Raw genomic sequence first — 11,026 nt, forward strand, 5'->3', positions numbered from 1 at the left:
ATCACCACCGGCGTGCCGGCGGGGGTGAGCAGGGCGCGGGCGGCCACCGCCAGCCGGCGGCGCTGCGGCACCAGCGCCCGGTCGACGAAGACGTCGTAGTCCCGCGCGGCCACCTCGTCCAGGATCCCGCCGTAGAGCGCGTACGCGGTGCGCATACAGGCCTGCGAGGCGGGTGCGAGCAGGGTGATCCCGGGAGCCGCGGCGACGTAGTGCGCCTGGGCGCGGGTCACCTCGTACGCGATCAGCTCCCGGATCCGGGACGTGGCGCGGCCCCGGGCGCGCGCCTCGGCCAGGTCCTCCCGGGTGACGCCGAACAGGGCCAGGTCGTCGTCGGGCAGGTAGGTCCGCCCCCGGTCGAGGTCCTCGGCCACGTCCCGGATGAAGTTGGTGAGCTGGAAGGCGAAGCCGAGCTGGCGGGCCGGTTCCCGGGCCGCCGCCGCGTCGGAGCTGCCCAGGATCGGCAGCATCATGGTGCCGATCACCGCCGCCGAGCCCTCCATGTAGTGGAGCAGGTGGTCGTAGGTGCGGTACGAGGTGACCGTCAGGTCCATCGCCATGCTCTTGAGAAACGACGCGAAGTCGTCGCGGTCGAGATCGAAGACGGCGATCGTGTGGAGCACGGCGGGGAGCAGCGGGTCGTCCACCGGTCCGCCGTGCAGTCCGGCGATGAATCGGCCGGCCCAGTCGTCGAGTCGGGCGGCGCGCTCGGCCGGGGGAAGTTCCTCGGTGCGGTCGACGATCTCGTCGGCGTAGCGCGTAAATCCGTACAAGGCGTGCACATGCCGCCGTTTCCAAGCGGGCAGCAGCCGGGTGGCGAGATAGTAGGTGCGGCCGTGCCGTTTGTGCAGCTCACGGCAGCGGTCATAGGCAGCGGTGAGATCGGTGTCCACCGGCCCTCCTCAATTATCGACGCACAAATCGACGCAACTCGTAAGCCTAGGGTACGCTCGGTCACATGGCCAACGACGCAGTTGCGGGTAACTCGCTCCGCGTGGCCCCCGCCGGCCCGACCGACGGGGACGACCCGGTCCGGGCGGTCCTGGCCGCGTACACGAAGGACCTGGTCACGGCGGTGCAGGACACCCTCGCCGCCTTCCTGGCCACCGAGGTCGACGCGTTGCGCGAGATCGACGCGGCGATGGGCGGATTCGCCGCGACGGCGCGCGACTGCGTGCTGGCCGGCGGCAAGCGCGTCCGCCCCACGTTCGCCTACTGGGGGTGGCGCGGCGCGCCGGACGGCACGGGTCCGCTGCCGGCGGTGCTGCCCGCCTTCGCCGCCCTGGAGCTGCTGCACACCTTCGCCCTCGTCCAGGACGACGTGATGGACGCCTCCGCGACCCGCCGTGGCCGGCCCACCGCGCACGTGGCGCTGGCCGCCCGGCACGCCGCCGCCGGCCACCAGGGCGACCCGCGTCGGTTCGGCGAGGCGGTCGCCGTGCTGATCGGCGACCTCTGCATGGTCTGGGCCGACCGGCTCCTCGCGCGCGCGACGCTGCCGCCGGCCCGCCTGCTCGACGTCCGGCGCTGCTACGACCAGATGCGCGTGGAGACGATCGCCGGGCAGTACCTCGACGTGCTCGGCGAGAGCGACGCGGCGAACTGGTCGGTCGACCGGGCGCTGCGGGTCGCCCGCTACAAGACCGCGAGCTACACGGTGCAGCGGCCGCTGCTCTTCGGCGCCCGTCTGGCCGGCGTCGGCGGCGACGCCCCGCTGACCGCCGCGTACACCCGCTACGGGCTGGCCGTCGGCGAGGCGTTCCAGCTCTGCGACGACCTGCTCGGCGTCTACGGCGACCCGGCGACCACCGGCAAGCCGGCCGGCGACGACCTGCGCACCGGCAAACCGACCGTGCTGCTCATGCTGGCCCGGCAGCTCGCCACGCCGACCCAGCGGCGCGCGCTGGACGGCCTCGGCGCCGACGTGGGGGACGCGGAGGTCGCCCGCCTCGCCGAGGTGGTCGCCGACACCGGGGCGGTCGACCGGGTCGAACGCATGATCTCCGACCGGGTCGACGAGGCGCTGACGGCCCTCGGCACCGCGTCGATCGACGAGACCGCGCGCACCGCGCTGACCGGCCTCGCCACCGCCGCCACCAACCGGCGGGCATGATGGGCAACTTCGCACAAGGAGGTGGTCGCGTGCGCACCGTCGACGGGCGTACGGACCGGGTGGTCGTCGTCGGCGCCGGGCTGGGCGGGCTGGCCTGCGCGCTGCACCTGGCGGGCAGCGGTCGGCAGGTGACCGTGCTGGAGCGCGAGCCGGTGCCGGGCGGCCGGGCCGGCCGGCTCGGCGTGGACGGCTACGAGTTCGACACCGGACCCACCGTGCTCACCATGCCCGACCTGATCGCCGAGGCGCTCGGCGCGGTCGGCGAGGAGCTGGACGACTGGCTCGACCTCACCCCGCTCGACCCGGCCTACCGGGCGTACTACCCGGACGGGTCGACGCTGGACGTCATCACCGACACCACCCGGATGGCCGCCGAGATCGCCCGGGTCTGCGGCCCGCGCGAGGCCGACGGCTACCTGCGCTTCGTCGACTACGCGCGCAGGCTCTGGCAGTGGGAACGCGCCGACTTCATCGAGCGCAACCTGGACGCGCCCACCGACCTGCTCACCGGCAACCTGGTCAAGCTGCTGGCGGGCGGCGCCTTCCGCCGACTCCAGACGAAGATCAACCAGTTCTTCCGGGACCCGCGCACCCAGCGGATCTTCTCCTTCCAGGCGATGTACGCCGGCCTCGCCCCGCACGACGCGCTGGCCATCTACGCGGTCATCGCGTACCTCGACTCGGTGGCCGGCGTCTACTTCCCGCGCGGCGGCATCCACGCGGTCTCCCGGGGCATGGCCGGCGCCGCCGAGAAGCACGGCGTCGAGATCCGCTACGACACCACGGTGACCCGGGTGGAGACCGCGCACGGCCGGGCCACCGGCGTGGTGACCGCAGACGGCGAGCTGATCCCGGCCGACGTGGTCGTGCTCAACCCCGACCTGCCGGTCGCCTACCGCGACCTGCTGCCGCCGAGCCGTCCGCGCCGGCTCACCTACTCCCCTTCCTGCGTGGTCCTGCACGTCGGTTCGACGCAGGGGTATGGGAAGATCGCCCACCACAACATCCACTTCGGACGGTCGTGGAAGGGCACCTTCGATGAGGTCATCCGGCGGGGCGAGCTGATGAGCGACCCGTCCCTGCTGGTCACCAACCCGAGTCGGACCGACCCGTCGGTGGCTCCGGCCGGGCGGCACACCTACTACGTGCTCGCCCCGGTGCCCAACCTCGACCGGGCCCCCTTCGACTGGCGGGGCGACCTCACCCGGCGCTACGTTGACCAGCTCGTCGGGACCCTGGAGGAGCGCGGCTACGTCGGCTTCGGGGCCGGCGTCGAGGTGCTGCGGGCCGTCACCCCGGCCGAGTGGGCGGAGCAGGGCATGGCCGCCGGCACCCCGTTCGCCGCCGCCCACAGCCTCTTCCAGACCGGCCCGTTCCGCCCGTCGAACCTGCACCGGACGCTGCCGAACGTCGTCTTCGTCGGCTCGGGCACCCAGCCCGGCGTCGGCGTGCCCATGGTGCTCATCTCCGGCAAGCTCGCCGCCGGCCGCATCACCGGGGCAGCCTGATGGCCCTCCCCCTCGGACCCTGGAGACACCTGCCGTGACCACCCGCGAGAAGCATCTCGTCGAGCTCGTCGACGACGCCGGGCGGCCGCAGGGCGAGACCACCGTGGCCGCCGCCCACCAGCCCCCGGGCCAGCTCCACCGCGCCTTCTCGGTGCTGCTCGTCGACCCCGACGGCCGGGTGCTGCTGCAACGACGGGCGCCGGTGAAGACCCGCTTCCCGCTGCGCTGGGCCAACTCGTGCTGCGGCCACCCGACGCCGGGCGAGTCCCTCGTCGAGGCCGCCAACCGCCGGCTGCGCGAGGAGCTCGGCGCCGGCCCGGTCGAGCTGACCGAGGTCGGGGTGTACGTCTACTACGCCGAGGACCCGGTCACCGGTCGGGTCGAGTTCGAGTACGACCACGTCCTGCGGGGCGAGTTCCGGCCGGACGACCCGCTGCTGCCCGACCCCGACGAGGTGGCCGAGCTGCGCTGGGTGGACCCCCTCTCGCTCGCGGCCGACCTCGACGCCGACCCCCGCGCGTACGCACCGTGGCTGGGCGGGGTGGTGAACCGGCTGCTGGCCCCCTCGGGTCCGGCCGCCAGCCTGCCCGGTCCGCCGGGTCCGGCCGTCACCCCGCCCGGTCCGCCGGCGAACGACGCCTCGGAGCGGTCGGGTGGCCGATGAGGCGCTGAGCGCGGGAGCCGTCGCCCGACGGCTGGGCGTCGCCGTGACCACCCTGCGCACCTGGCACCAGCGCTACGGCCTCGGGCCCAGCGAGCACGTACCCGGGCACCACCGGCGCTACACGCCGGCCGACCTCGCGCGCCTGGAGATCATGCGACGGCTCACCGCCCAGGGGGTCACCCCGGCGGAGGCGGCCCGCTGGGCCCGCCGGACACCGGACGCCGTGCCCGCCGACGCCGCCGTACCCCCACGGGTGCGCGCCGTCGCCGGCCGGGACGGCGGCGGTTCGACGATCCCGGTCGGTCGGGCCGGTCCGGCGGCCCGGGGGCTGGCCCGCGCCGCCATGCGGCTCGACGCGGTCGCGATCGGCGAGACGATCGCCCGGGCCGTCCAGGCAGACGGCGTGATCGCCACCTGGGACGGGTTGCTGCGCCCCGTGCTCTTCGGCATCGGGGAGCGGCACGCCGCCACCGGTGGACTGGTCGAGGTCGAGCACCTAATGTCGCGCTGCGTCTCGGAGGCGTTCGCGGTGGCCGCCCGGGCCGGCGCGCCCGCCGGCCCACCACGCATCGTGCTCACCTGCGCCGACGAGGAGCAGCACACCCTGCCGTTGGAGGCGCTCGCCGCCGCGCTCGCCGAGGCCGGGGTCGGCTACCGGATGCTCGGCGCCCGGATGCCGCTGCCCGCGCTGCTCGAGGCCGTCAACCGGACCGGGCCGGCCGCCGTGGTGATCTGGTCGCACACCCGGGACACCGCCGACCCCACCCAGCTCAACGCCCTGCTCGCCGCGCCCCGCCGGCCGCTGCTGGTGCTCGCCGCCGGGCCGGGCTGGCTGGCGGACTCGTTCCCCGCCGGTGTGGTGCGGCCGGTCGACCTCGCCGAGGCGGTCTCGCTGGCGCTCGCCCTACGCGACTCCCTGGACCAGGCGACGGCGGACTGACGGGGGTGCCGCGGGCGGGACGCCGTCCACTAGCGTCGGGAGTTCCGCCGACCCCGACCCCTCCGGGAGCGAACGATGCGCCTACGCGCCGTGCTGGCCACCGGTCTGGCCCTGATCCTCCTCGGCGGCTGCGGCGACGGCACCGCGACAGATCGGCGGGCCGCCGGCCCCGACCCCGTCGCCTCGGCCCCGCTGCCGGCCGAGCCGACTCCGTCGGCCACCCCGCGACCGACCCGCGGCACCCCGCCCAGGCGCCTGGTCCGGCCGCTGCCACCGAAGCTGCCGGCAGGGCTGCGTCGCACGACCGGCGCACGGACCGTGGCGCTGACCTTCGACGACGGGCCGGACCCGACCTGGACGCCGAAGGTCCTCGACCGCCTCCGGGCGGCCAGGGTCACCGCCACCTTCTGCGTGGTGGGCAAGCAGGCCCGGCGCCACCCCGAGCTGGTCCGGCGGATCGTGCGGGAGGGCCACCAGCTCTGCAACCACAGCTGGAACCACGACATGCAACTCGCCCGGCGTCCGGCCGCCGAGATCCGGCGGGACCTCCTGCGCACCAACGCGGCCATCCGGGCGGCGGTGCCGGGCGCCAAGGTGCCGTTCTACCGGCAGCCGGGCGGCCGGTGGACGGCCGAGGTGGTGACGGTCGCCAAGCAGCTCGGGATGCGGTCGCTGCACTGGCACGTCGACCCGCAGGACTGGGGCAAGCCGACCGCCGCGACGATCGCCAAGCGGGTACGCGCCGCGGCCCGCCCCGGCTCGATCGTGCTGCTGCACGACGGCGGCGGCGATCGGGCGGCCACGCTGGCCGCCAGCCCCCGCCTGATCGCGGACCTGAAGCGCCGCTACGGCGTCGCCCGGCTCCGCTAGACCCCTCTGACCTGCGGATTCGTGCGCCGTTGTGGCCAGGGCCATACCGGTTTGGTCGAGAGACCGACCATCACGTAAGCTATCCAAGCCTCCGGCGGGGCCGGATGGGAGCAAGTCCGCTTGAAGTTGCGAGTGTGCAATGATGGCGGGGCCGCCCTCATCGTCTAGCGGCCCAGGACGCCGCCCTTTCAAGGCGGTAGCACGGGTTCGAATCCCGTTGGGGGCACGGTCCGGCTTCGGCCGGAGGCAACAAAGCTAGGTCCTGTGGAGCAGTTGGAGTGCTCGCCGCCCTGTCAAGGCGGAGGTCGCGGGTTCAAGTCCCGTCAGGACCGCCAGCGCAGAACGCCGCGCCCTGCGCGGCGTTCTGCGTATCGGGGCATGTGACCCTTCCGGCGGAGAACCCGCCGTGCGGGTAGCATGAACCGAGCAACACGGCCAGGTAGCTCAGTTGGTACGAGCGTCCGACTGAAAATCGGAAGGTCGGCGGTTCGACCCCGCCCCTGGCCACATAGCCTTTCGCCGGGCTAAAGAGGTCCCCACTAGCGGAAACGCCGGTGGGGATCTTCTTGTATGCCCTTCTGGCGCATCGATCGGCGTTGCCCGTGGTCACCTTCCGTGACCTGCGGCACACCGGACAGACCCTCGCCGCGCAGACCGGCGCGACCCTGGCCGACCTGATAAAGCGGCTCGGGCACTCGTCCATGGCTGCGGCACGCCGGTATCTGCACGCTACGGCAGGCTACGGCGGGCTTCTGACCTGCGGAAATGTGGGCGCTTGGAAATCGGGAGGCTTCCGGTTCGACGCCGGAGGGGACTCTGCTTCACCTTCCCTGAGGCCAGCGCTGGGTGGCTCCTTCGGAGCTGACGGTCCGGGCAGCGTCGGTGGCAGGACCGGGCTGGCGGACGTCACCTGTCGCCCCGGCTCCGCTGGGTCCGGTGCGCCGGGCGCGTCTGAGGCGCCGTATCGCCTCGGCTCCGGCCGCTCCCGCCGCAAGCAGCCCCGCCATCAGCGGCCATGGAGTACGACGCTTCACGGCTTGTTGCCTCTTCCGAGCACGAGCACGACGGAGAGGGACGGCTGTATGCCTCTTCAGGTACCTCTGCGCTGTCATTTCCTCATTGTGGGCACCCGCGACCGGGCCAGGTGGCTAGATCGAGGCGCAGAAATGGTCCGGTTGGTCCTGCCCCCGGGTTGATGGCGGGGACGCGGGTGGCGGCAGGTGCTGCGGCTGTCCGAGGTTCTCGTCCGGGTGGGCCACCTGGTGAAGTGCGCGGATGACCATCAACCTGCGTTCCGCACCACCCAGGCAACCAGCACAGGTCATCCACCCAGCCGCGATCCGAATGGAGTCGGCGCAATCGCACGTTGGCTGCCGCAGTACTCGACGTGGCGGCACCCCTGCTACGTTGCGTCTTCCGGGGCGGCCGGCGTCCCGGCGACCAGGACGAGGACGAGCCTCGGGGAGGAGCGCGGTGCCCACCGTCGACATGCCCGCTCTGCGCGAGCGGATCGTCGCGAGCATCTGCGCGACGATCGGCCCGATGCTCGAGGGACGTGCATCGGAGGAGCTGTACGCGGTGGCGCTCACCACGGACAGCGACGTCGTCACGGTGACCCTGCTGGCGCACACCGAAGAGGCCCTCCAGGTGCTCGTCGAGGCCGACGACGCGTACGCGGACGGCTACCGCTGGTGGCCCGACGAGTGGGCTGTCACGGACGACCAGGGGGCTGCCGAGCCCGGCGTCGAGTCGATGGTGCAGATCAGCCGGGACATGTTCGACACCCACGACTCGCTCGGCGACGACGACGAGGCTCACGGCGAATGGTGCCTCCGGGCCCGCGCGACGCTGGAGGACGCCCTGGGCGACCACCGCGTCCGGGCGAGCATCGCCGACATCAACCCCGCATGGCACCCCGTGCTGTTCGTCACGGACACGGATGGCAACGCGCATCTCACGGTGCGCAGCATCGGCCTCCTCAACGACGGCCACCCGAACCCCGACCTCGTCGCTTCCGCCCGCGACTTCTTCGACGAGACGGACGGCGGCTGACGACCGTTGCCGTAACCCCATCTTCGCGACGCCTACGCCGCTACGCGGCCGGAATGACCGCCTCCTGCCCGGCCTGGGCAGGATCAGCCGGCGGCACGGCACGGAGCCGTGCTCTAGCGCCGGAGCAGGGCGAACCATCCCGCCCCGGTGACGGCAAGGAGGAGTGCCACCACGAACAGGGTGCGCCCGGCCAGGAAGGGCATGGGAACGAGGAACGGCGCCTGCTGGACCAGCAGGCACGCGCCGAACAGCGCCTGGCTACCGCCGATCCGGGCGGGTTGGGACCGCTGGCTCGCCGTCAGACGGGCGACCCGCACCCACGCCGAGGGAAACCGTCCCGACACGGCGACACGCACGCCGAGAGCGATCATGGCCAGGCTGAGGACCACGATCACGAGGCGTACGGCGATCCACACCGGGTCCGGATCACTCAGGCTCATGCGGCCCATCATGCAGGGAACGTCAAGGTCCCAGGCCGTACCGGCGGTGCCCGCCCTTTCGGCTCGGCCGCGACTGTCGGGGGCACGCAGTACGGTCCTGCCATGGCAGCCAGAATCAGCCTGACCCTCGACTGCGCGGACGCGAAACTCCTCGGCGAGTTCTGGAAGACGGCGCTGGGTTACGTGGACGAGCCGCCGCCCGCGCCCTTCCGGACCCGCGCGGAGTGGCACGCGAGTTTCCACCTGCCGGAGGACGACCCGGTGGACGACGTGGCGTGGCTGTGCGATCCCGCCGGCGTCGGGCCCGCGCTCTCCATCCTCAGGGTCCCCGAGCCGAAGACGGCGAAGAACCGACTGCACATCGATGTCCGGGTGCCGGGCCACGGCACCCCCGACGAGCGGTGGGCGCGGATCAGGGCCGAGTCCGAGCGGCTGGTGAAGGCGGGCGGGAGCGTCCTGGAGGAGTTCACCGGGCACCACGTCGTCATGGCCGATCCGGAGGGCAACGAGTTCTGCGTCGCCGCGACCTCCGCCTGACGGCGCGTCTGCCGTCCGCCCGCCCCGACTCCTGTCGGCGGACGGATCCGGGACAGCGGTAGGCCGCCCGGTTCTGCCAGGCTGTTCACCGACCCGCCCTGGTTCCGTCTGCGGCGGGCCGGCGCGACGGGGGGGGCGGAGCGTGGCCGAGCAGTCGACCGCACAGTCGGCACCGCTGGTCGTGAACTCAGGACGCCTGGCGGTGGGGCAGATGGTCGTGGTCGGCGCGACGGCCGTCCTGTTCCTGCGCGGGACCGACGGGGGCCCGTGGCTGCTGTTCGCCTTCTTCGTGGGGGTGCACGCCGTGCTGCTCGCCGGCGTTGCGACGCTGCTGACGCTGACCTACCTGCTCGGCACGCTCACCCGCCACGGGTCGCTGCTGACCGAGAGCCCCGGGCGCCGGTGCGGCTGGACCCTGCTCGTCTGGGTCGGCGGTGCCGCACTCGTCGGCTACGGGCGTGCCGCCCTCGGCCACCTCGGCTTCGAGCCCGACCGGCACCCCGAGGTCGGTCACTGGTTGCTGGGCCTGGGCGCGGCACTGGTGGTGGGCCTGTTCACCCGGTCGCGACAGGCACGGATCGCCTCCGCCGCCACCATCGCGCTCTTCGTCGTGGTCACGGGCGCACTGCGGACCCTCGACTGATCATCCCGGTCGCGCGGGCCCGGACACCTGGGGCCGGGGCGACGGCATCGACGAATTCGGTTGCGACGGGTGCCCGCCCTGCGGTTGTGTGCGGCCATGCCTACGGACCGTGTCGACTCGTACTTCGTCTGCGGCACCCCCCGCACCGGCAGTTCGCTCCTGCTCGGGTTGCTGGAATCCACCGGTCTCGCCGGTCGCCCCCAGGCCTACTTCCGCTCCCCGGACGAGCCGCTGTGGGCCGACCGGTGGCAGCTTCCCCGCGCGGCGGACGGCGGCTTCGACTACGCGGACTTCGTACGGGCCGCGCTCGCCGCGGGCCGGACCGGCAACGGCGTGTTCGGCGCGAAGCTCATGTGGGGAACGCTCGAGGAGGTGGTCGCGAAGCTCGCAGCGGTCCATCCCGACCTCGACGGCGACGACGTCGCGCTGCTGAACCGGGCATTCGGCCGCACCGGCTTCGTCTTCCTGCGACGCGACGACGTACTGGCGCAGGCGGTGTCGCGGCTGCGCGCCGAGCAGACCGGCACGTGGTTCGTCGGCGGCAGTGGGGAGATCAGCGGCGACGTGGGCAACGGGCAGGCGCCCCGCTTCGACGCGAACGGGATCAGGCACTACATCGAGGAGATCCGGGAGCACAACGCGGCCTGGGAGGCGTGGTTCGCCTCGTGCGGGATCCAACCGCACGTCGTGCGCTACGAGGACCTGGCCGAGGACATGGCCGCCACCACGCGCGGCGTCCTCGACTTCCTGGGGCTCGACGTGCCCGAGAACGGCTGTGCCGTCATCGCGCGTCACCAACGCCAGGCCGACGAACTCAACCGGCAGTGGATCGCCCGGTATCAGGCGGCGGTGACCAGCACCTGATCCGTCGGCCGGCGGGGCTCCCCGTCGACTCCTCGAACCACGGATACGCCGGATGCGTCAGGGCGACCGGACCGCCAGACCGGGCCGCCGCCACACCGGGCCTGCCCTCGGCCCGTGGACGTCCACGACGGGGCCGCAGGCAGGCCCGCCCGCTGGGTCAGCGCCGCTGTTGGCGGTGCTGGGCAATCCCGCCCTGGATCGCCTCCCAGACGCTCCGGCCGGCCTGCCTCAGCGTCTCCCCCGCCTGCTCGGCGATCTGGGCGGCGCTCGGTGCGCCACCACCGCCACCGCCTGAGGTCTCGGGCTGCTGCCGGCCCTGCCCGCCCTCGGACGGGCCGCCCGACGACTCACGCTGCCCGGCCTGCGGCCCGCCACCGGACCCGCCGGCACCCCGGTCC

General features: G+C 73.3%; 11 protein-coding genes, 3 tRNA genes and 1 pseudogene. 12 read left to right on the top strand and 3 right to left on the bottom strand.

Features of this window, described 5'->3' with window-relative positions; translation table 11 throughout:
- Positions 1-890, bottom strand: an 890-nt coding sequence (locus F6X68_RS25100; RefSeq protein WP_151456589.1) for a phytoene/squalene synthase family protein, incomplete at its 3' end; no start/stop codon positions are given.
- Between the two features lie 65 nt (positions 891-955).
- Between F6X68_RS25100 and F6X68_RS25105 the strand changes: the two genes are divergently transcribed.
- The 9 genes from F6X68_RS25105 (at position 956) to F6X68_RS25150 (ending at position 8,144) form a co-directional block, all read left to right on the top strand.
- Positions 956-2,110, top strand: coding sequence for a polyprenyl synthetase family protein (locus F6X68_RS25105; protein WP_151456590.1), 1,155 nt, complete (start codon positions 956-958; stop codon positions 2,108-2,110).
- Positions 2,110-3,618 (top strand): phytoene desaturase family protein, encoded by a 1,509-nt coding sequence (gene crtI / locus F6X68_RS25110; protein ID WP_151456600.1) that lies wholly within the window; start codon positions 2,110-2,112, stop codon positions 3,616-3,618. Before F6X68_RS25105 ends, crtI begins: the two co-directional genes overlap by 1 nt.
- A 34-nt stretch (positions 3,619-3,652) precedes the next feature.
- A complete protein-coding gene (gene idi, locus F6X68_RS25115) occupies positions 3,653-4,282 on the top strand; it encodes an isopentenyl-diphosphate Delta-isomerase (protein WP_151456591.1) in 630 nt (209 codons plus the stop codon).
- Positions 4,272-5,222, top strand: a complete 951-nt coding sequence (locus F6X68_RS25120) for a MerR family transcriptional regulator (RefSeq protein WP_151456592.1) — start codon at positions 4,272-4,274, stop codon at positions 5,220-5,222. Before idi ends, F6X68_RS25120 begins: the two co-directional genes overlap by 11 nt.
- Positions 5,223-5,297: 75 nt before the next feature.
- A complete protein-coding gene (locus F6X68_RS25125; protein WP_151456593.1) occupies positions 5,298-6,092 on the top strand; it encodes a polysaccharide deacetylase family protein in 795 nt (264 codons plus the stop codon).
- Positions 6,093-6,245: 153 nt separating this feature from the next.
- Positions 6,246-6,318 (top strand) — tRNA-Glu (locus F6X68_RS25130).
- A gap of 32 nt (positions 6,319-6,350) precedes the next feature.
- Positions 6,351-6,427 (top strand) — tRNA-Asp (locus tag F6X68_RS25135).
- A gap of 98 nt (positions 6,428-6,525) precedes the next feature.
- Positions 6,526-6,599 (top strand) — tRNA-Phe (locus F6X68_RS25140).
- A gap of 966 nt (positions 6,600-7,565) precedes the next feature.
- Positions 7,566-8,144 (top strand): DUF4303 domain-containing protein, encoded by a 579-nt coding sequence (locus F6X68_RS25150; RefSeq protein WP_192581537.1) that lies wholly within the window; start codon positions 7,566-7,568, stop codon positions 8,142-8,144.
- A gap of 113 nt (positions 8,145-8,257) precedes the next feature.
- Here F6X68_RS25150 and F6X68_RS25155 read toward each other — a convergent pair whose 3' ends face one another.
- Positions 8,258-8,584 (bottom strand): hypothetical protein, encoded by a 327-nt coding sequence (locus F6X68_RS25155; protein ID WP_151456596.1) that lies wholly within the window; start codon positions 8,582-8,584, stop codon positions 8,258-8,260.
- A gap of 102 nt (positions 8,585-8,686) precedes the next feature.
- Here F6X68_RS25155 and F6X68_RS25160 point away from each other — a divergent pair, with 102 nt between their 5' ends.
- The 3 genes from F6X68_RS25160 to F6X68_RS25170 all read left to right on the top strand — a co-directional run bounded on the left by F6X68_RS25160 (position 8,687) and on the right by F6X68_RS25170 (position 10,628).
- Positions 8,687-9,121, top strand: a complete 435-nt coding sequence (locus F6X68_RS25160; RefSeq protein WP_151456597.1) for a VOC family protein — start codon at positions 8,687-8,689, stop codon at positions 9,119-9,121.
- Positions 9,122-9,263: 142 nt separating this feature from the next.
- Positions 9,264-9,764: a hypothetical protein gene (locus tag F6X68_RS25165; protein ID WP_151456598.1), complete on the top strand. Its 501-nt coding sequence runs from the start codon at positions 9,264-9,266 to the stop codon at positions 9,762-9,764.
- Between the two features lie 96 nt (positions 9,765-9,860).
- The gene (locus F6X68_RS25170; RefSeq protein ID WP_151456599.1) at positions 9,861-10,628 is read left to right on the top strand and encodes a Stf0 family sulfotransferase; all 768 of its coding nucleotides are present in this window, start codon (positions 9,861-9,863) and stop codon (positions 10,626-10,628) included.
- Positions 10,629-10,785: 157 nt separating this feature from the next.
- Here F6X68_RS25170 and F6X68_RS34355 read toward each other — a convergent pair.
- Positions 10,786-11,026, bottom strand: a pseudogene (locus F6X68_RS34355) (hypothetical protein); the annotation flags it as partial.

This window comes from Micromonospora sp. AMSO12t (assembly GCF_008806585.1).
Lineage (GTDB): Bacteria > Actinomycetota > Actinomycetes > Mycobacteriales > Micromonosporaceae > Micromonospora > Micromonospora reichwaldensis.

Coding starts and splice junctions, on each gene's coding strand:
- F6X68_RS25155 (WP_151456596.1), bottom strand. CDS start 8,584: ATGAGCCTGAGTGATCCGGACCCGGTGTGGATCGCCGTACGCCTCGTG.
- F6X68_RS25105 (WP_151456590.1), top strand. CDS start 956: ATGGCCAACGACGCAGTTGCGGGTAACTCGCTCCGCGTGGCCCCCGCC.
- F6X68_RS25125 (WP_151456593.1), top strand. CDS start 5,298: ATGCGCCTACGCGCCGTGCTGGCCACCGGTCTGGCCCTGATCCTCCTC.
- F6X68_RS25170 (WP_151456599.1), top strand. CDS start 9,861: ATGCCTACGGACCGTGTCGACTCGTACTTCGTCTGCGGCACCCCCCGC.
- F6X68_RS25160 (WP_151456597.1), top strand. CDS start 8,687: ATGGCAGCCAGAATCAGCCTGACCCTCGACTGCGCGGACGCGAAACTC.
- crtI (WP_151456600.1), top strand. CDS start 2,110: ATGGGCAACTTCGCACAAGGAGGTGGTCGCGTGCGCACCGTCGACGGG.